The 19,970-nt window shown below is 60.1% G+C and carries 20 protein-coding genes; 11 read left to right on the top strand and 9 right to left on the bottom strand.

Annotated features, from left to right (window positions below; translation table 11 throughout):
• Positions 1-13: 13 nt before the first annotated feature.
• The 3 genes from mtaB to FHX06_RS24745 all read right to left on the bottom strand — a co-directional run bounded on the left by mtaB (position 14) and on the right by FHX06_RS24745 (position 2,583).
• On the bottom strand, positions 14-1,288 hold the full coding sequence (gene mtaB, locus FHX06_RS24755; RefSeq protein ID WP_183849564.1) for a tRNA (N(6)-L-threonylcarbamoyladenosine(37)-C(2))-methylthiotransferase MtaB: 1,275 nt from the start codon (positions 1,286-1,288) through the stop codon (positions 14-16).
• Positions 1,285-2,187, bottom strand: a complete 903-nt coding sequence (gene dapF / locus FHX06_RS24750) for a diaminopimelate epimerase (RefSeq protein ID WP_183849567.1) — start codon at positions 2,185-2,187, stop codon at positions 1,285-1,287. The genes mtaB and dapF overlap by 4 nt, the downstream gene beginning before the upstream one ends.
• Before the next feature lie 168 nt (positions 2,188-2,355).
• Positions 2,356-2,583, bottom strand: coding sequence for a hypothetical protein (locus FHX06_RS24745; protein WP_183881184.1), 228 nt, complete (start codon positions 2,581-2,583; stop codon positions 2,356-2,358).
• Between the two features lie 486 nt (positions 2,584-3,069).
• Here FHX06_RS24745 and ffh point away from each other — a divergent pair, with 486 nt between their 5' ends.
• The 9 genes from ffh to leuC all read left to right on the top strand — a co-directional run bounded on the left by ffh (position 3,070) and on the right by leuC (position 10,988).
• Positions 3,070-4,662 carry a signal recognition particle protein gene (gene ffh / locus FHX06_RS24740; protein WP_183849569.1) on the top strand — a complete coding sequence of 531 codons (1,593 nt, stop codon included), beginning with the start codon at positions 3,070-3,072 and terminating at the stop codon, positions 4,660-4,662.
• A 16-nt stretch (positions 4,663-4,678) separates the two neighbouring features.
• Positions 4,679-4,999: a chorismate mutase gene (locus FHX06_RS24735; protein WP_183849571.1), complete on the top strand. Its 321-nt coding sequence runs from the start codon at positions 4,679-4,681 to the stop codon at positions 4,997-4,999.
• 47 nt (positions 5,000-5,046) lie between these two features.
• Positions 5,047-5,415, top strand: a complete 369-nt coding sequence (gene rpsP / locus FHX06_RS24730; protein WP_112545668.1) for a 30S ribosomal protein S16 — start codon at positions 5,047-5,049, stop codon at positions 5,413-5,415.
• A 126-nt stretch (positions 5,416-5,541) separates the two neighbouring features.
• Positions 5,542-6,111, top strand: coding sequence for a ribosome maturation factor RimM (gene rimM, locus FHX06_RS24725; protein ID WP_112545711.1), 570 nt, complete (start codon positions 5,542-5,544; stop codon positions 6,109-6,111).
• A gap of 5 nt (positions 6,112-6,116) precedes the next feature.
• Positions 6,117-6,818, top strand: a complete 702-nt coding sequence (gene trmD, locus FHX06_RS24720; protein WP_183849573.1) for a tRNA (guanosine(37)-N1)-methyltransferase TrmD — start codon at positions 6,117-6,119, stop codon at positions 6,816-6,818.
• 199 nt (positions 6,819-7,017) lie between these two features.
• Positions 7,018-7,554 (top strand): 50S ribosomal protein L19, encoded by a 537-nt coding sequence (gene rplS, locus FHX06_RS24715; protein ID WP_112545670.1) that lies wholly within the window; start codon positions 7,018-7,020, stop codon positions 7,552-7,554.
• 147 nt (positions 7,555-7,701) lie between these two features.
• Positions 7,702-8,499, top strand: coding sequence for a basic amino acid ABC transporter substrate-binding protein (locus FHX06_RS24710; RefSeq protein ID WP_112970787.1), 798 nt, complete (start codon positions 7,702-7,704; stop codon positions 8,497-8,499).
• Between the two features lie 17 nt (positions 8,500-8,516).
• Positions 8,517-9,335 carry an amino acid ABC transporter permease gene (locus FHX06_RS24705; RefSeq protein ID WP_113013320.1) on the top strand — a complete coding sequence of 273 codons (819 nt, stop codon included), beginning with the start codon at positions 8,517-8,519 and terminating at the stop codon, positions 9,333-9,335.
• 243 nt (positions 9,336-9,578) lie between these two features.
• A complete protein-coding gene (leuC, locus tag FHX06_RS24700) occupies positions 9,579-10,988 on the top strand; it encodes a 3-isopropylmalate dehydratase large subunit (protein ID WP_112545673.1) in 1,410 nt (469 codons plus the stop codon).
• Positions 10,989-11,071: 83 nt separating this feature from the next.
• Here the strand turns inward: leuC and FHX06_RS24695 are convergent, their stop codons facing one another.
• Together FHX06_RS24695 and FHX06_RS24690 are read right to left on the bottom strand one after the other, a co-directional pair.
• Positions 11,072-11,902 (bottom strand): aldo/keto reductase, encoded by an 831-nt coding sequence (locus FHX06_RS24695; protein WP_183849575.1) that lies wholly within the window; start codon positions 11,900-11,902, stop codon positions 11,072-11,074.
• A 146-nt stretch (positions 11,903-12,048) separates the two neighbouring features.
• Entirely contained in the window at positions 12,049-12,597 is a 549-nt protein-coding gene (locus tag FHX06_RS24690) for a L,D-transpeptidase (RefSeq protein ID WP_183849577.1), read from the bottom strand.
• 141 nt (positions 12,598-12,738) lie between these two features.
• On the opposite strand from FHX06_RS24690, the gene FHX06_RS24685 reads away from it, so the two are divergent.
• Complete coding sequence (locus FHX06_RS24685) at positions 12,739-13,422, top strand: response regulator transcription factor (RefSeq protein WP_112545676.1); 684 nt, start codon at positions 12,739-12,741, stop codon at positions 13,420-13,422.
• A 1-nt stretch (position 13,423) separates the two neighbouring features.
• Complete coding sequence (locus FHX06_RS24680) at positions 13,424-13,879, top strand: cyclic nucleotide-binding domain-containing protein (protein ID WP_112545677.1); 456 nt, start codon at positions 13,424-13,426, stop codon at positions 13,877-13,879.
• A 6-nt stretch (positions 13,880-13,885) separates the two neighbouring features.
• Here the strand turns inward: FHX06_RS24680 and FHX06_RS24675 are convergent, their stop codons facing one another.
• From FHX06_RS24675 to FHX06_RS24660, 4 genes are all read right to left on the bottom strand, one after another.
• On the bottom strand, positions 13,886-14,689 hold the full coding sequence (locus FHX06_RS24675) for an exodeoxyribonuclease III (protein WP_112545678.1): 804 nt from the start codon (positions 14,687-14,689) through the stop codon (positions 13,886-13,888).
• A 99-nt stretch (positions 14,690-14,788) separates the two neighbouring features.
• On the bottom strand, positions 14,789-15,472 hold the full coding sequence (locus FHX06_RS24670) for an outer membrane lipoprotein carrier protein LolA (protein ID WP_112545679.1): 684 nt from the start codon (positions 15,470-15,472) through the stop codon (positions 14,789-14,791).
• Between the two features lie 135 nt (positions 15,473-15,607).
• Positions 15,608-18,280: an FtsK/SpoIIIE family DNA translocase gene (locus tag FHX06_RS24665; RefSeq protein ID WP_183881182.1), complete on the bottom strand. Its 2,673-nt coding sequence runs from the start codon at positions 18,278-18,280 to the stop codon at positions 15,608-15,610.
• Positions 18,281-18,518: 238 nt separating this feature from the next.
• Positions 18,519-19,952: an ammonium transporter gene (locus FHX06_RS24660; RefSeq protein WP_183881180.1), complete on the bottom strand. Its 1,434-nt coding sequence runs from the start codon at positions 19,950-19,952 to the stop codon at positions 18,519-18,521.
• Positions 19,953-19,970 lie beyond the last annotated feature (18 nt).

Genomic DNA, 19,970 nt, shown 5'->3' with positions numbered 1-19,970 from the left:
GTTGTCCGTGAAGTCAGGCTGCCGCAGCAGCCGTCAATTGCATATCAAGATACTTGCCATTGTGGCCGGTGATCTTCACTTCGACGATATCGCGCGGGCGAAGACCGGGAACCGTGACGAGCGTGAAGTTTTCCGTATGCGCAAGACCGTTGTTTTCCACCAGCAGCCACTGCCGCGTTCCAACCATCTTGTCCAGATGGCGCTGGTGCAGCATCTGTCCAGTGGCGCGCAGCCGGGCGGCGCGGTCCTTGATGAGAGCGCGATCGAGCTGCGGCATGCGCGCGGCAGGTGTGCTGGCTCTCGGGCTATAGGGAAAGACATGCAAATGCGCGATCTCGGCTTCTTCGGCCAGCCGCACAGAATTCTCGAACATATCTTCGGTCTCTGTCGGGAAGCCGGCGATCATGTCCGCGCCAAAGCTGATCTCCGGCCGCAGCCGGCGCACGTCTTCGATGAAACGCAGAGCGTCGGCCCGGAGATGCCGGCGTTTCATGCGCTTGAGGATCATGTCGTCGCCATGCTGCAGGGAAAGATGCAGATGCGGCATGAAGCGCGGCTCGTCTGCGATCAGATCCATGAGATGCCGATCGACCTCGATACTGTCGATGGAAGACAGTCGCAGTCGACGAATATCGGGCACCTGCTTCAGGAGCGTCTTTGCGAGCAGCCCAAGCGTTGGCTCACCCGGAAGATCGGCGCCATAACTCGTGGCATCGACCCCGGTCAGCACGATTTCGCGATAACCGCTGTCGACGAGGTTGCGCGCCTGATCGACCACTGCACCCATTGGCACGGAACGCGAATTGCCGCGACCATAGGGGATGATGCAGAAAGTGCAGCGGTGATCGCATCCATTCTGCACCTGGATGAAGGCCCGGACATGACCGTCTATATGTCTCACCATCTGTGGCGCCGTATGGCGCACGCTCATGATGTCGTTGACGCGCAGCTTCTCTTCGGCTGAAACGCCGAAATCGGGAAGCGCACGATAGGAGGCTGCCTTCAGCTTCTCCTCGTTGCCAAGCACGGCATCGACCTCCGCCATTTCGGCAAAGGTCTGCTTTTCGGTCTGGGCGGCACAACCGGTAACGATGATGCGGGCATGTGGATTGTCGCGACGCGCGCGGCGGATCGCCTGACGGGCCTGACGCACGGCCTCGCCGGTCACAGCGCAGGTGTTGACCAGGATGGCATTGTTGAGCCCGGCCGCTTCGGCCTGCGATCTCATGACTTCGGATTCATAGATATTGAGACGACAGCCGAAGGTAATGACCTCGACGCCGCTCACCGCACTTCCGCTCCGGGTACCGCATCGCGTGACCATGAGCCGGTCGTCGGGTCGACCGTGCCGGACCATTCCCATTCGGCAGGACCGGTCATGACGACATGGTCGTCTTCGCGCCAATCAATCGTCAGTGGCTGGCGGATCGGGCTGGACGCGACGTCGATCGTCACCTTGCGACCGGTGCGGCCGGTGCGCGCCGCACTGACGGCAGATGCACAGGCGGCCGAACCGCAAGCAAGCGTCAGCCCCGCACCCCGCTCCCAGGTACGTGTCCGCAGCGCCGAGTCCGAGATGACTTGCGCCAGCGTGATATTGGCCTTTTCCGGAAAGATCGGGTGGTTTTCAAGCAGCGGACCGAACCGTTCGAGATCGAAGCTCATCGGATCGCGATCGACCCAGAAGATCGCATGCGGATTGCCCATCGATAGGGCCGAGGGCGAATGCAGGACAGGATTATCGATCGGCCCGATCTGTAGTTCGATACGGCTCGTATCGTGGAATTCTTCCGCAAGTGGGATCCGGTTCCAGTCGAAGACCGGCCGCCCCATGTCAACGGATATCGTGCCGTCCTCATGTTCGACGGCATTCAGGATGCCGGCAACCGTCTGGAAGGTGAAAGCCTTCTTGCCGGTCTCGGTGGCGAGCGCCTGCACGACACAGCGAGTTCCGTTGCCACAGGCTTGCGCCTTGGATCCGTCGGAATTGAGGATGTCGATATAGGCATCGGTGCCATCCGCCTTCGGATCATGGATCGCCATGATCTGGTCGAACTGCGTGTCGGTATCGGCATTGAGCGCGATGGCAGCCTGTGACGTCACCCTGTCGCTCCGCCCGCGCATGTCGACGACCAGGATCTTGTTGCCAAGCCCGTTCATCTTCGCGAATTCGACCGTGTTGCTCATCTGACTGTTTCCGCTGCGTTTCGGCTGTATATGGCGGAAATGCTCAGGGATTACCAGTGGGTGAGCGCCAGGCGAGCTTCGTCCTTCTTCTTACGCGCAACGGCGAAGTCCGCGAAATCAGGGCGGATACAACAAAGCCAACCTATGAAAACCAGACAGAATCCGGATCTAGCGCGCCGCCGGGCCATCGGAACTGAGGGACGCCGCATGCGCTTCAACAATAGCGGCAGTAATGACCTTTCTGAGCTCATAGACCAACAAGCGAGACCGCTTGCGATCCAGGTCCTGTGCCGCCTTCGCCAGATTCAGGCCTTCCTTCAGAACTATATTATGGGCGCGTGCCAGCGCCCAGCTTTCTATATCTGGGTTTATCATTTGATATCTCCGCCGATTCATTCGACATCAAGGATATTAACGAATCATTTTACAGAATTTACTTAAGTAGAAAGTAGAATCAGAAGCGGAATATTTTGCAACTGGCTTTTAGAGCGAATTCGGGTCTGCGATAGAAATATTCTACCAGACATCAGTGAATTCCAAGGCGAATATGTTAGTATATATAGATATATACTTCCGTCGTCGCGACCGGTCGCATGGCGTATTATCCCGCACCACGCCTGCCGTTCGGGTTTGGAAAAAGCCCGCCACGGCGTCGCCGGACGCATTCGCCTTGACTTTCCCGCAGCTTTCCTGTTTATCGCCCCAAATCCGCGACGAGTAAAGACTCCGAGCCGCCGACCGGGACATTGGATTCCGGAGGTCAACACCCGACAGCGCGTCGCGCCCTCGGGTGCTTTTTGGCTTTGCGTCTTGTTTTCGTCAAGGAAAAGCACGACGTTCGGGACATCCCAAAACTCCCCGAAACGTATCAAGGAAGAGCCGATGTTTGAGAACCTCCAGGACCGTCTTGGTTCCATCCTGAATGGACTGACAGGCCGTGGCGCGCTTTCGGAAAGTGATGTTTCCGCAGCGCTGCGCGAGGTTCGCCGTGCGCTTCTGGAAGCCGACGTTTCGCTGGAAGTCGTGCGCTCCTTCACCGATCGTGTGCGTGAAAAGGCTGTCGGCGCCGAGATCCTGAAGTCGATCAAGCCAGGCCAGATGGTCGTCAAGATCGTCCATGACGAGCTGATCGAGATGCTCGGCGGCGAAGGTGTCGGTGTCGACCTTCATGCAGCCGCCCCGGTCGTCATCATGATGGTCGGCCTGCAGGGCTCCGGTAAGACGACGACCACGGCAAAGATCGCCAATCGCTTGACGACACGCGAGAAGAAGAAGGTGCTGATGGCATCGCTCGACACGCGCCGCCCGGCAGCGCAAGAGCAGCTTCGCCAGCTCGGCGCTCAGGCAAACATCGACACCCTGCCCGTTATTGCCGGTCAGTCTCCGACCGATATCGCCGCCCGCGCCGTTCAGGCAGCCAGGCTCGGCGGCCATGACGTCGTCATTCTCGACACCGCCGGCCGTACCCATATCGATGAACCCTTGATGGTCGAAATGGCCGATATCAAGAAGAAGTCGAACCCGCACGAAATCCTGCTGGTCGCCGATAGCTTGACCGGCCAGGACGCCGTCAATCTCGCTCGCAGTTTCGATGAGCGTGTCGGCATCACCGGCCTTGTGCTGACCCGCATGGATGGCGATGGCCGCGGCGGTGCGGCCCTTTCCATGCGCGCCGTCACCGGCAAGCCGATCAAGCTGATCGGCGTCGGCGAACGAATGGGCGAGCTGGAGGAATTCCATCCCCGTCGTATCGCCGACCGTATCCTCGGCATGGGCGATATCGTTTCGCTCGTCGAGAAGGCTGCAGAAAACATCGACGCCGAAAAGGCGGCTGCCATGGCCGCCAAGATGGCCAAGGGCAAGTTTGACCTGAACGACCTCGCCGACCAGCTGCGCCAGATGCAGAAGATGGGCGGCATGGGCGGCATCATGGGCTTGATGCCCGGCATGGCCGGCATGAAGGACAAGATGGCCGCTGCCGGCCTGGACGACAAGCTGTTCGGCCGCCAGATCGCCATCATCCAGTCGATGACCAAGGCCGAGCGCGCCAATCCCGACCTGCTCAAGCATTCGCGCAAGAAGCGCATCGCCGCCGGCTCCGGCACGGATGCGGCTGCCATCAACAAGCTTCTGAAGATGCATCGGCAGATGGCCGACATGATGAAGATGATGGGCGGCAAGGGCAAAGGCGGCATGATGAAGCAGATGATGGGCGGTCTTGCCGGCAAGATGGGGCTGGGGGGCCTCGGCGGCATGGGCGGCATGGGCGGCATGCCTGATCTTTCGAATATCGACCCGAAGCAGCTCGAAGCGCTGCAGAAGCAGGCGGAAGCCGCGGGTCTCGGAAAGCCGGGTGGGGGTATGCCCGGTCTAGGCGGAGGCTTGCCGGGCGGATTGCCCGGTCTGGGCGGCGCGAAGCTGCCGGGCCTCGGTGGTGGTTTCCCGGGCCTGCCCGGATTGCCGAAGAAGAAGTGAAAGGATCGCCTGCCCCATGATTGATCCAGACGTCAAAGCCCAGCTTTCGAGTTACCGCCAGTCGATCGACAATATCGATGCGGCGCTCGTTCATATTCTGGCCGAACGCTTCCGCTGCACCAAAGAGGTCGGCGTGCTCAAGGCCAAGTACAAGTTGCCGCCGGCCGATCCGGCGCGCGAGGAATACCAGATCACGCGTCTTCGTCAGCTTGCCGAAGATGCGCATCTGGATCCGGATTTCGCCGAGAAGTTCCTGAACTTCGTCATCAAGGAAGTCATCCGGCATCATGAGCAGATCGCTGCGGATCACGCTGAACAGAGCGCCGCAACCCGATAACCATGCCGCTCAACGAAGCGGTTCAAGAAAAGCCTAAGGAGTAAAACATGGCACTGAAAATTCGTCTCGCACGCGGTGGTTCCAAGAAGCGCCCGTACTACCACGTCGTTCTCGCTGACGCCCGCAGCCCGCGCGACGGCCGTTTCCTTGAGAACCTCGGTTCCTGGAACCCGATGCTCGCCAAGGATGATGAAAAGCGCGTTCAGCTGAACGGCGAGCGTATCAAGCACTGGCTCGATCAGGGCGCCCTGCCGACGGACCGCGTCCTGCGCTTCCTCGACGAAGCCGGCATCTCCAAGCGCGAAACCCGCAACAACCCGGAAAAGGCAAAGCCGGGCAAGAAGGCTCAGGAGCGCGCTGCCGAAAAGGCTCAGAAGGTTGCTGACGCCGCTGAAGCTGCTGCTTCCGCCGAATAATCGGTTTCGATCCCATCTGAACGGGCGGCATGGCGACATGCCGCCCGTTTTCGTTTCCATTCCCGCGCACTTCGTTTATGAGAAGCGTGATCTCGGCTTCTTGCCTGCGCTCGAATGAAGGACCCCATGACCAAGCTTGAAAACCCGGTGCTGATGGCGACCATCGGTGGCGCCCAGGGCATTCGCGGCGAGGTGCGTGTAAAAGCCTACACGGCCGACCCGACCGCGCTCGGCGATTATGGCCACCTGCACAGCATGGATGGGCGCATTTTCGAGGTTCTCGAATTGCGCGAGATGAAGAATATGGTCGTCGTCCGCTTCCGCGGCGTCAACGACCGCAACGCCGCCGAGGCGTTGAACGGCCTGGAACTCTACATCGAACGCGACAACCTGTCGGACGAGGAACTGGAGGACGACGAGTTCTTCTATGCCGATCTGGAAGGGCTCGAAGCCTTCGACGATCAGGGCATCAGTTACGGCACCGTGACCGGAGTCTTCGATTTCGGCGCCGGCGATCTTCTGGAACTCAAGGGCCCCGGCAAGCGTCCGGTGCTGATCCCCTTTTCGGAAGCCTCCGTGCTTGAAATCGACCTTGAAGCCGGCAAGCTGCTCATTGATCCGCTTGCCGCCGGCCTCATCGACGATCCCGACGATCTGAAGGGCCTCACCCCCGCCAAGCCGAAGAAAAAGAAGTAGGCGCCATGGCTTTCCGGGCGACCGTTCTGACACTTTACCCGGAAATGTTTCCGGGTCATCTGGGATTTTCGCTCGCAGGCAAGGCGGCAGAGCGCGGACAATGGTCGCTTGATGCCGTGCAGATCCGCGATTTTGCCACTGACAAGCATCGCACCGTCGACGACACGCCGGCTGGCGGCGGCGCCGGCATGGTGCTGAAGCCCGACGTGCTGGCCCGCGCCATCGACAGCACCTCTGAAAACGACACCCGCCCGAGACTGCTGATGAGCCCGCGCGGCAAGCCGCTGACGCAGGAGCGTGTGCGGCAACTGGCGGCCGGCGATGGCGTTATCATCATCTGCGGCCGTTTCGAGGGCGTCGACCAGCGGGTGATCGACGCGCGCGGGCTCGAGGAAGTCTCGATTGGCGACTACGTACTGTCAGGCGGCGAGCCGGCGGCGCTGATCGTGCTCGACGCGATCGTCCGTATCCTGCCTGGCGTCATGGGTAACGACCTCTCCGGCCTGCATGAAAGTTTCGAAGGCGGGCTGCTGGAACATCCGCACTATACCCGTCCGCAGGAATGGGAAGGCCGCGAGATTCCGGCGATCCTGACGTCGGGCAATCACGGCGCGATCGAGAAATGGCGCCACGAACAGGCCGTCTCCCTGACGAAGGAAAGACGCCCCGATCTTCTTGCAGCGCAGAAGTCCGGAAAAGGCGGCTGATTTCATAAATTTGTCGTCCAAGGGATGACAAGCGGAAGTCTTTCGTGTATTGGCGCACGCGGAAATGGGGTTTAACCCTGTCTGCCAGCAAACAAAGAATGGCGAACCCGCTCCCGCCCGCAAGGGCAAACTCCGGAGGCATAGACCGAAGGACAGTGTGAGCGCTCTGGCTGTTTCAGAATAACCAAAGGTTAAGACGATGAACATCATTCAGCAGCTTGAGGCCGAACAGGCCGCCAAGATCGAAGCCAAGCGTACGCTTCCCGAATTCTCCCCGGGCGATACCGTCCGCGTCAACGTGAAGGTCACGGAAGGCAACCGTACCCGTGTTCAGGCCTATGAAGGCGTCTGCATCGCCCGCTCCGGCGGCGGCCTGCAGGAAAACTTCACGGTCCGCAAGATCTCCTACGGCGAAGGCGTCGAGCGCGTATTCCCGGTTTACTCCCCGCTGATCGAAAGCGTCGAAGTCGTTCGCCGCGGTAAGGTCCGTCGCGCCAAGCTCTACTACCTGCGCGACCGTCGCGGTAAGTCGGCTCGTATCGTCGAGAACACCGGCACCCGCGCCCGCAAGCTCAACGATGCCGAGCGTCAGGCCCTTGCCGAGGAAAAGGCACGGATCGAAGCTGAAAAGGTTGCAGCAGCTCAGGCTCTCGCCGCCGAAAAGGCAGCAGCCGAAGCCGCTGAAGCAAAGGCCGCCGCAGAAGCAGCAGCCGCTGCTGAAGGTTCGGCTGAGTAAGCTTCTCGCGAAAGCGAAAATCATTGCATGGGGAAGGCGGTCTTTGGGCCGCCTTTTCTTTTTTGCAAGGGTCGGCGATGCCTGCAGCCTTGCCATGAGCACATCTTCCATGACAATTCTGCCACTCAAATATTGGGGAGCCACATTATGTTCTTTCGCCGCACCGTTCTTGCCGGCCTGACCGCCGTCATGCTTTCGCCGCTCGCAGCCTTCGCCGCCAGCCTGCCGGACCTCGGCGGCAAGACAGTTGTTGTGGTGACGGAAAATGCTTATCCGCCGCTGCAGTTTGTCGATCCCAAATCCGGCAAGGCGATCGGCTGGGAATATGACGCGATGAACGAGATCGCCAAGCGGCTGAATTTCAAGGTCGAGTACCAGAACACCAGCTGGGACGCGATGATCCAGGCCGTGTCCGACGGCCAGTACAATATCGGCATGACCGGCATCACCATCAAGGACGACCGCAAGCAGAAGGTCGACTTCTCCGACCCCTACATGCGCTCGCAGCAGTTCATGCTGGTTCGTGGCGACGAAAAGCGCTTCACCGACGCCAAGAGCTTCGGCGCCCTCAGCGATGGCCTGATCGGCGCCCAGCCCGGCACTTCGCCTTTCTATACCGCCGTCTACGAAATCCTCGACGGCAACGAACAGAACCCGCGCATCAAACTCTTCGAAACCTTCGGTGCGACCGTACAGGCCCTGAAGACCGGTGACGTCGACCTGGTCCTCACCGACAGCGTCGCTGCCAAGGGTTATGTCGATTCCTCGAATGGCGGTTTGAAGGTCGTCGGCGAACCGCTCGGCACCGAAGACTTCGGCTTTATCTTCCCCAAGGGCTCCGATCTTGTCGCCCCCGTCAATGCCGCCATCGCCGACCTGAAGGCGGACGGCACCTTTGATGCGCTCAACAAGAAGTGGTTCCTCGACTACAAGATGGGCCAATAGTCCCCGAGCGATCGCAGATGGCATTACCCCCATCCCCGCGACACGAAAAGGACGACCGTCCCTGGTGGCTGGTCGTCCTTGTTCTGATCGGCATCGTTCTCGCCGTCGTCATCGTCACCAACGATATCTACGCGCAGGTCTTCCGGACCGTCGTGAATGGTGCCGGTATTACCGTGTTCGTGACGCTTGTCGCCTTTGTGCTGGCGACCGTGCTCGGTCTGGGCATCGCGCTGCTGGGTCTCTCCGACAATATCGTACTGCGCCAGATCGCCCGCTTCTATATCGAGATCATCCGAGGCATTCCGATCCTCGTGCTGCTCTTCTATATCGCCTTCGTCGGCGCGCCGGGGGTTGTCGCAGCCTATAATTTCTTGATCACACCCCTGGTGCAGGCAGGTATTGCCGAGCCTATCCTCGTGCGTGATCTGTCGCTGATGTGGCGCGCCATCATTGCCCTGATGATCGGTTATTCCTCGTTCATCGCCGAAATCTTCCGCGCCGGCTTCCAGTCGGTCGATATCGGCCAGATCGAGGCGGCCAAGTCGCTAGGCTTGTCGCGTTACCGCCGCTTCCGTCTCGTCGTCTTTCCGCAGGCGATCCGGGTGATCTTTCCGCCGCTTTCGAACGACTTCGTCTCGATGGTAAAGGATTCATCGTTGGTCTCCGTTCTCGGAGTCGCCGACATCACGCAGATGGGCAAGGTCTATGCCTCTGGCTCGTTTCGCTTCTTCGAGACCTATTCGATCGTCACCTACATCTATCTGATCCTGACGATCGGTCTGTCGCTCTTCCTGCGACGGATCGAGAAGAAGATGAAGCAGATGCCGCGGCGCTAGAGCGCATGACGATTCGAATTGCCGTTTCGATCAAAAATCGCTATATCCAGCGCCATGGAATCCAAGTTCAGATGCATCGGTGCGCATATTTTCGTGCTGCAGGACCATTATCGCCTGCCGGCACGTTTCTTTGCGTCCGTTTCCGGTGCGCTCAACAGCCGACTTCGTTGATCGAATGACGGCCTGCGGAGCCTCTCCGCCACATCCTTTATTCCACGCTCCAGCCAAAACGGACGATTAGCCATGAGCGCACCGCGTACCCTTTACGACAAGATCTGGGCCGACCACCTGGTAGACGAACAGCCTGACGGCACCTGTCTTCTCTACATCGACCGTCACCTGGTCCACGAAGTTACCTCGCCGCAGGCTTTCGAAGGTCTGCGCATGACCGGCCGCAAGGTTCGCGCGCCGGAAAAGACGCTTGCCGTCGTCGACCACAACGTTCCGACCTCTGCTGACCGCCATCTTGGCATCAAGAACGAGGAAAGCCGCATTCAGGTCGAGCAGCTCGCCAAGAATGCCGCCGAATTCAACGTCGAATATTATTCCGAGAACGACAAGCGCCAGGGCATCGTCCACATCATCGGACCGGAGCAGGGCTTCACTCTGCCGGGCATGACGATCGTCTGCGGCGACAGCCACACCTCCACGCACGGCGCCTTCGGCTCGCTGGCTCATGGTATCGGCACGTCTGAAGTCGAGCACGTTCTTGCCACCCAGACGCTGATCCAGAAGAAGGCCAAGAACATGCTGGTGCAGGTCGACGGCCAGCTGCCGCCGGGTGTTACCGCCAAAGATATCGTCCTTGCCATCATCGGCGAGATCGGCACTGCCGGCGGCACCGGCTACGTCATCGAATATGCCGGCGAAGCAATCCGCGCGCTGTCGATGGAAGGCCGTATGACGATCTGCAACATGTCGATCGAAGGCGGCGCCCGCGCCGGTCTGATCGCGCCCGACGAGATCACCTTCGAATATATCAAGGGCAAGCCCCGTGCACCCAAGGGCGAAGCGCTCGAGCAGGCGATCACCTACTGGAAGACCCTGAAGACCGACGAAGGCGCGCATTACGACCGCGTCGTCACGCTCAACGCTGCCGAACTGCCGCCGATCGTCTCCTGGGGCTCATCGCCCGAGGACGTAATTTCGGTACAGGGCATCGTTCCGAACCCGGACGATATCCAGGACGAAACCAAGCGCGCCTCCAAGTGGCGTGCGCTGGACTATATGGGCCTGAAGCCGGGCACGCCGATGACTGATATCAGCATTGACCGTGTCTTCATCGGCTCCTGCACCAACGGCCGCATCGAAGACCTGCGCGCTGTCGCCAAGGTCGTTGAAGGCAAGACCGTCGCCTCGACCGTCAACGCCATGATCGTTCCGGGCTCCGGCCTCGTGAAGGAACAGGCGGAGCAGGAAGGCCTCGACAAGATCTTCAAGGCAGCCGGTTTCGACTGGCGTGAACCGGGCTGCTCCATGTGCCTCGCCATGAACGACGACCGCCTGAAGCCGGGCGAGCGTTGCGCATCGACCTCGAACCGTAACTTTGAAGGCCGCCAGGGCTTCAAGGGCCGCACGCATCTCGTCTCGCCGGCCATGGCCGCCGCAGCCGCGATTGCTGGCCACTTCGTCGATATCCGCGAGTGGAACTGATCTTTCTGGCCCATCGGACATGACAAAAGCCCGGCGCGCGAGCGCCGGGCTTTCTTAATTGCGCGAAGCTGAGAAGACGGCGCTTAGAACGTCGCCGTGTACGGATCCGGACCCATGCGAGCGCCGGCGCTATCGAGCTTGGCAATCGCTGCCATGTCTTCGCCATCAAGCTTGAAATCGAAGACGTTGAAATTCTCCTCGATGCGCGAGGGCGTCACCGACTTCGGAATGACGACAAGGCCGGTATCGATGTGCCAGCGGATGATCACCTGCGCCGGTGTCTTGCCGTGCTTGGCAGCAATCTGGGCGATGACCGGATTGGAAATGAAGCGGCCCTGGCCAAGCGGGCTCCAGGATTCCGTGACGATATTCAGCTTCTTGTGGGCTTCCTGGGCGGCCTTCTGCTGGAAGTCCGGATGCAGCTCGATCTGGTTGATAACAGGAACCACACCTGTATCGCCGACGATGTGATCGAGATGGTCGGGATAGAAGTTGGAAACTCCGATGGATCGTACGCGGCCCTCTTCCCGCAGCCGCACGAAAGCTTTCCAGGTTTCGCGATAAAGCCCACGGTGCGGCGACGGCCAGTGGATGAGATAGAGATCGATATAATCGGTTCCGAGCTTCTTCAGGCTGACCTCGAAGGCACGCAGCGCATTGTCGTAGCCCTGGTCGGTATTACGCAGTTTCGTGGTGACGAAGATATCCTTGCGATCGGTTCCGGAGGAGCGGATGCCTTCGCCGACGCCCTCTTCATTGTCGTAGCCGGACGCCGTATCGATGTGACGGTAACCTGCGGCAAGTGCGGTGCGCACGGTCGGAGCAGCGATATCCTGCGGCGTCTGCCAGACGCCAAGACCGACCTGTGGAATGGAGTGTCCGTCGTGAAAAGTAATGATGGGCTGAGTGGTCACAGTAGATCTCCGGAAGTTTGAAGAATTGGCCAAAGACATGAATTGAATGGGGCACGAATTGAAGCCGCGAAGCGGTTTTCCCTGGACACATCGAAGCCCTCGCGTCCGGTCAAAAATCCATATAGGACAGGTTGTCGGCAATACAATCAGAGAACGCGGACGATCGTTCCCTTTCTGAGATGGGGCAGAAGACGGCGCATGTCGCGGGCGCTGATCGCAACGCAGCCCGCAGTCGGCTCATATCCGGGCCGGATGAGATGGAAAAAGATCGCCGAGCCGCGATTGCGCGCCCGGGTGGTTATGTTCCAGTCGAGCACCAGACAGATGTCGTAGAGCCCGTCCTCACGCCTCATATCTTCATGGCTCGGCTTGAACGGCGCCTTCACCAGCCTGTTGTAGTTTGGATCGTCCGATTGATCACACCACAGCATATCGGTGCGGATGCGCCGGATCGGCAATTCCGAGGGAAGATGCCCGTTTCGTTCGCCGCGCCTGAAACCGTAAAGAAGTCGCATGGCAGCAATCGGCGTTGCCCCGTCACCTTCCCGCTTGATCACGGTCCGGCCGCTGCGGCCGATAGCGGCAGGCAGGGCAAGCGGGCCGCAACGGATGATAGCCCTGCTCTTTTTGCCCGGAGCGGCACGCACAACGAGCGTAGGAGGCTTGCCGTTTCGCTCTCGCCTTGCTTTTTCCATTTTTCTCGCATGTTCTTGAATTGCCTTGGGCTTCGATTGAAACCATATGAAGCCTTAGGCAGCAACAGCAGCAGATCGCCAATCCTTGCCAAATGTGGAATTTGGCGTAGGAGTATCTGACCAACGCAAGGACGCACCCGCATGACCGCACGCACCATTCTTCTGGTGGATGACGACGACGACCTTCGCCAGACGCTGACGGAGCAATTGTCGTTGTATGAGGAATTCACGGTCCTGCAGGAAGCGACCGCGGGCAAGGGCGTCCAGGCCGCCCGCTCCAATCCTGTCGATCTTCTGATCATGGACGTCGGCCTGCCCGATATGGACGGCCGCGAGGCGGTGAAGCTGTTGCGCAAGGGCGGCTTCAAAGCGCCGATCATCATGCTGACCGGCCATGACACGGATTCCGACACGATCCTCGGCCTTGAGGCCGGCGCCAACGATTATATCACCAAACCCTTCCGCTTCGCCGTGCTGCTTGCCCGCATCCGCGTACAGCTTCGCCAGCACGAGCAGAGCGAAGATGCGACTTTCACCGTTGGTCCCTATCTCTTCAAGCCGAGCCAGAAGCTGCTGACCACCGATAACGGCCAGAAGATCCGCCTGACGGAAAAGGAAGCGGCGATCATTCGCTACCTCTACCGCGCCGAACAGAAGGTGGTCACCCGCGACGTGCTGCTGGAAGAGGTCTGGGGCTACAATTCCGGCGTCACCACACACACGCTGGAAACCCACGTTTACCGTCTGCGCCAGAAGATCGAGCGGGATCCATCCAACGCCGAGATCCTCGTGACGGAAAACGGCGGCTACAAGATTATCCCGTAGAATGTCTCTTTCCGACGATATTCTCCTGCTGGCGCAGCTGCCGCTGTTCAAGGACATGAACGACGACCAGCTGCGCCTTATTGCCTTCGGCGCGGACCGTCGCGTGATTGCGGCGGGGCAGATGCTGTTCCGTCAGGGCTCGCCCGCCGAAAGTGCTTATGTGATCACCAGCGGCAGTCTCGAACTCAGCGTGACGGGCTCGGATGGCATGGGGCGGACCGAAGCCATTGCCGAATCCGGATCGCTGATATCGGAACTTGCATTGGTGACGCAGGTAGAGCGCAAATTCACTGCTATCGCGCGCGAAGATACCGGCATCATCCGCATCACGCGGGCCCTGTTTCACCGCCTGATCGAAGAATATCCCTCGGCGGCACGCATTATCGAAAACCGCATCCGCGATAGCATTGCCGATCTTGCGGCGCAGGCCGCAAGCCAATTTCACCGGTTCAGTTGAAGCGTCTCAGAGATTGAGATGCACGGTCACCGGCACGTGGTCGGACGGCCGGTCCCAGCCGCGTGCTTCCTTCAGCACCTCGATACGCTGCAGAAGCGGGCCAAGATCGGGCGAGGACCAGATGTGATCGAGACGCCGGCCCTTGTCGGCAGCTTCCCAATCCTTCGCGCGGTAACTCCACCAGGTATAAAGCTTCTCATTGGCAGGCACGTGCTGGCGCATGAGATCATGCCAGCCGCCGCGCTTCATCACCTCGAGCAGCCCGTCGGTTTCGACAGGCGTATGGCTGACGATCTTCAGAAGCTGCTTGTGCGACCAGACATCATGCTCAAGCGGCGCGATATTGAGATCGCCGACAAGGATGGCAGATGTGTTCGGCTCGGCGCTCGCCTTGAGGTTCTTCATCTCCTCGATGAAATCGAGCTTGTGGCCGAATTTCGGATTGATCGTGCGGTCCGGCTCGTCGCCGCCGGCAGGAACATAGAAATTATGCAGGCGGATGCGCCGGTTGCCGCGCTGGAAGACCGCCGAGATGTGGCGCGCATCGCCGACATTGCAGTAATCCTGCCGGTGATCCTCGGTCAGCGGCACGCGGGAGGCGATGGCAACGCCATGATAGCCCTTCTGGCCGTGGATGATGATGTGCTCGTAGCCCATGGCGCGTAGCGGTGCCAACGGGAAGAGATCGTTCGTAACCTTCGTTTCCTGCAGGCAGAGAATGTCGGGCCGGTGCTTGAGCACCAACTGCTCGACGATCGGCATGCGCAGCCGCACCGAATTGATGTTCCAGGTGGTGATGGAAAAGCTCATGCCATGCCCTTTCAGATCCCTCTGAAAAGGCTTTAGAGCAAAGGTGTAAGCGAGAAAACCGGCCACAGGCAAAAGCGGCCGGCGATCAACCGAAAAGCATCAGTCGCGGTTCGCCGAGGTACCCTTGATATCCTCGTAGGGCACGCGGAAGACGCGCTCGTCGAACGCCATGCCGGTTTTTACGTTGAAGATCATGACCGACGTATCCTTGCCCTGGTTATCGGTGATCGTCCACTGGCGCAGGTCATAGGTCTTCGGGTCGAACATCATGGTGATGGTCGAGTTGCCGAACACAGTATTGTTGCCGAGCGAGATCGTCGTCAGATCGGACTCTTGCTTCACGCCCTTCACCATGCCGGCAGAAAGGTCGATACGCGGCGCAAGCAGCAGGCTGAGCGGCGTCTTGGAAAGCGGATAGAGATCCCAGGTCTTCAGCTTGATGTTGCCGATCGCGACATTCCTGCCGTCGGCAATGACGCGCATCGGCGACGGATCGTCATAGTTGAAGCGCAGCTTGCCGGGACGCTCGATGAAAAATTTGCCACCGGTCTGTTCACCCCGAGGGCCAAACTGCACGAACTCGCCCTGCATCGTGGCAACGGCGGAGAAATGATCGGCGATCGCCTGTGCCGTAGCGTTGTTGCCAGCGGGTGCGGCCGCCTGTGCGACCTGAGCGAGAGCGGGAAACGGGACGGCGCTTGCAACGGCCGCAGCGGCAAAGACGCCGAGGACGTCACGGCGGCTTACCGGCAGGCCGGAAAAAATGGATGCGGAGTTGGTCATATGAACCTCCTGTATGCGATCTGCATGCCGCCGAAAGGCGGCGTCTTCAAGGCGCCGCGATCGCCCGGTGAAAGGTAACGGATTACACGGCCCAGGGTTTCCGTCGGACGGGCGGCGCTGCAAAATTTTCCTGTATCAGCGGTCGAGAATATCCCCGTCCGTGGGCACGAGAATCTCGCGTTTTCCGGCATGGTTGGCAGGGCCGATAATGCCCTCCTGCTCCATGCGTTCAATCAGCGAAGCAGCACGATTATAACCGATGCCGAGCCTGCGCTGAACATAGGAAGTGGAGGCCTTTCCGTCGCGCAGGACAATGGCAACGGCCTGATCGTAGGGATCCTCCGAATCGGCGAGATTTGCGGTGCCAGCCGGACCGCCACCATAATCACCATCTTCGTCGTCATCAGCAGTGATGGCATCGAGATATTGCGGCGAGCCCTGCGTCTTCAGATAGGAGACGATCTCTTCGACCTCGACGTCGGATACAAACGGGCCATGGACACGCTGGATGCGACCGCCACCGGCCATGTAGAGCATGTCACCCATGCCGAGCAGCTGCTCAGCACCCTGCTCGCCGAGGATCGTGCGGCTGTCGATCTTCGACGTGACCTGGAAGGAGATGCGGGTCGGGAAGTTCGCCTTGATCGTGCCGGTGATGACGTCGACCGACGGACGCTGCGTTGCCATGATGACGTGAATCCCGGCCGCACGCGCCATCTGGGCAAGACGCTGCACGGCGCCTTCGATATCCTTGCCGGCGACCATCATCAGGTCGGCCATTTCGTCGATGATGACGACGATATAGGGCATCGGCTGCAGATCGAATTCCTCGGTCTCGTAGACTGCTTCGCCGGTCTGCCGGTCGAAGCCGGTCTGCACCGTGCGCGAGATCGTGTCCCCCTTGGCAAGTGCTTGCTCGACACGCGTATTGAAGCCGTCGATATTGCGAACGCCGATCTTCGACATCTTCTTGTAGCGCTCTTCCATCTCGCGGACGGTCCATTTGAGCGCGACGACAGCCTTTTTGGGATCGGTGACGACAGGCGAAAGCAGATGCGGAATGCCGTCATAGACGGAGAGTTCCAGCATCTTCGGGTCGATCATGATGAGGCGGCACTGCTCCGGCGTCATGCGGTAAAGCAGCGACAGGATCATCGTGTTGATAGCGACCGATTTACCCGAGCCGGTGGTGCCAGCAACGAGCAGATGCGGCATTTTCGCGAGATCGGCGATCACGGCCTCGCCGCCGATCGTTTTGCCGAGCGCCATGGCGAGCTTCGCCTTGGAGCTTTCGAAATCACGCGAGGCAATGAGCTCGCGCAGATAGACGGTCTCGCGTGACTGGTTTGGCAGCTCGATGCCGATCGCATTGCGGCCCGGCACGACGGCAACGCGGGCGGCAATCGCGCTCATCGAGCGGGCGATGTCGTCGGCAAGACCGATGACCCGGGATGACTTGATGCCGGGTGCCGGTTCCAGTTCGTAGAGCGTGACGACGGGGCCGGGGCGAACGTGGATGATCTCGCCCTTGACGCCGAAATCCTCGAGCACGCCTTCCAGCATGCGGGCATTCTGCTCCAACGCATCAGCCGAGAGTGTGGAATCGCGCACCACATTCTTCGGCTCGGCAAGCAGATGCATGGAGGGAAGCTGGAAGCCCTCCGGCCGGATGAACGAGCCTTGCGCCTCGCGTTCGACGCGGGCGCCGGGCTTCGGACGAGATGAAGCGGGAATGACGCGCGGCTCGGGTTTGCCGGCCGATTTGGCCGGCGCGCGGATCATCCAGTCGTCATCATCGTCATCAGGCAGGATATCGGCCGGACGCGGAGGCAAGTCGCTATCGAACGGCGGATCGTCATCCTCGTCCTCATCGTCATTCAGAGAGATGGAAGGCGCAGAAACGACGCGGCGGGCGGATACGGCACGCGGCTCCATGGAAGGATCCGTGCGCTCGCCACGCGCTGCGGGCTTGGCGCGCACCGGTTCGTTCAACGTGCCGAATTCGTCATCGTTGAAATCATAGGGCGATTCGAAATCGCTCTGGCGCCGCTTGCGCGGTCCCATGCCGAAGAGCCGCCGGAAACGCGCCTGGTTCATGTACCAGGCATGCGTCATGGCACCGCTAAAGGCCATCCAGCGGGACCCATCGTCGTCCTCATCCTCGTCGCCGACGACACGCACCTTGCTGCGCGTATCGACATAATCCTCTTCTTCGTCCTCTTCATCGAGCTCGCTGCGGCCGACGATACCGGCCGCAAAGAGCATCATCCACCCAGTCGGGACAGAGAAGATGCAGCCGATGGCGGTTGCGAAGACACCGGTCGGATAGGCGCCGACGAAGAGTGCCGGAAAACGCAGGATCATGTCGCCTATGACACCGCCGATGCCATTCGGGATCGGCCAGGTGAGCGGCGGTGGAAAACAACCGATGACGGCTGAGGAAAGCACTGTGCCTAGAAGCCAGGCGCCGGCGCGCGCCGGAATGCGGCTGATGCGACGGCCGGAAATCAGCGCCAGCGCCCAGGCGACGATCGGCAGCATCGAAACGACACTGGCAAGCCCAAGGAATTGCATGGCGACATCCGCAAAGGCAGCGCCGCTATAACCGAGAATGTTGGTCGGCAGGTTGCCGGTGGCGTAGGAATAGCTGGGATCGGTGACGTTCCATGTCGCAAGCGCCGCAACCGCGAGCGCCAGGACGAGGAAGACCGCAAAGCCGGCGAGAGCCTGGATCTGTCGCAGCATGAATGCCGAGAAGGAGAACCGGTCAGGACGGCCGTCCATCGCCGGCGACGTGCTTCTTGCCATATGTCAAACCCGTCCAATGCCTGGGGGCACGCGAATCGCCAATGCTTCGCTGCGCCAAATGCGTCCGCTCTACCTAATCAAAGTAGGGTTAAAGCGATGTTAACCATGCATATGCCGGATCGCTAAAAAGAAAAGGGCCCGAACCTTGAGAGGTCCGGGCCAAGAGCGGCTTATGGTTAGATAGGCCGCGACGGGCTGTGCGGCGGCGCCCTTGTGCCGGGCGCCGCAAACCCTTTGATCAGGCGTGATAGGCAGCTTCGCCGTGCGTTGCGAGGTCAAGACCTTCGCGCTCGGCTTCGACCGAAACGCGCAGCCCGATAATGACATCGACGACCTTGTAGAGGATCGCAGAGCCAATGCCCGACCACAGGAGCGTGACCAGCACACCCTGAAGCTGCTTGAATACCTGAGCTCCGGTGCCGAGATAGGTTGCCGCAAAGTCCGGCGTCCCATAGTCAACGATACCAGCGCCGCCGAGAGCCGGGTTGACGAGGATGCCGGTGCCGATGGCGCCAAAGATACCGCCAACGCAATGGACGCCGAAAACATCGAGCGAGTCGTCATAGTTGAACTTGTTCTTCACGACGTCGACGAAGAAGTAGCAGACCGGCGAGACGATGAGGCCAAGAACGATCGAACCCATCGGACCGGCAAAACCGGCTGCCGGGGTGACGGCGACGAGACCAGCGACGGCACCAGAAGCAGCACCGAGCATGGAAGCCTTGCCGCGAGAGAAGCTTTCAACAATGCACCAGGAAACAGCGGCAGCAGCCGTTGCGACAAAGGTGTTGATCATGGCGAGCGATGCATAGCCGTTGGCTTCTAGGTTGGAGCCGGCGTTGAAACCGAACCAGCCGACCCACAGGAGCGAGGCACCAACCATGGTCAGGGTCATGGAGTGCGGAGCCATGATTTCCTTCTTATAGCCCGTGCGCTTCCCGAGCATGATAGCGCCGACGAGGCCAGCGATACCGGCATTGATGTGAACGACCGTGCCGCCCGCGAAGTCGATCGCGCCAAGCGAGTAAATGAAGCCAGCCGGAGCAGTGTAAGCGCTCGGACCGCCCCAGAACCAGACCATATGCGCCATCGGGAAGTAGACGAAGGTGACCCACAGGATGACGAAGAGCATGACAGCCGAGAACTTGATACGCTCGGCGAAGGCGCCGACGATCAGGGCCGGCGTGATGCAGGCGAAGGTCATCTGGAAGCAGATGAAGGTGAGTTCCGGAATGGCTACACCCTTCGTGAAGGTTTCAGCCAGCGAAGACGGTGTGACGCCTGCCAGGAAAGCCTTGGAGAAGCCGCCGACGAAGCTGTTCAGCGAGCCGCCATCGGTGAAGGCGAGCGAATAGCCGTATGTGACCCAGATGATCATGACGACAGCCGTGATCATGAAGACCTGCATGAGCACCGACAGCATGTTCTTGGCGCGGACCAGACCGCCGTAGAACAGCGCAAGGCCCGGGATGGTCATCAGCAGAACGAGCACCGTGGAGATGAGCATCCACGTATTGTCGCCCTTATCCATCGTCATGGCCGGAGCAGCAGCGGCTGCAGCATCGGCGGCGGCCGGGGCGGCTTCCTGCGCGAAAGCAACGACCGGCGCCAGGAGGGCGGCCGAAAGGGCGCCAATCCGTGCGATGTTGGAGGAAAACTTCGAAATTGACATTGGAAATGGCTCCTTGAT

Source organism: Rhizobium sp. BK512 (genome assembly GCF_014194915.1).
Classification (GTDB): Bacteria; Pseudomonadota; Alphaproteobacteria; order Rhizobiales; family Rhizobiaceae; genus Rhizobium.
Note: the sequence above shows the minus strand (reverse complement) of the source record. Positions and strands in the feature narration are given on the sequence as shown.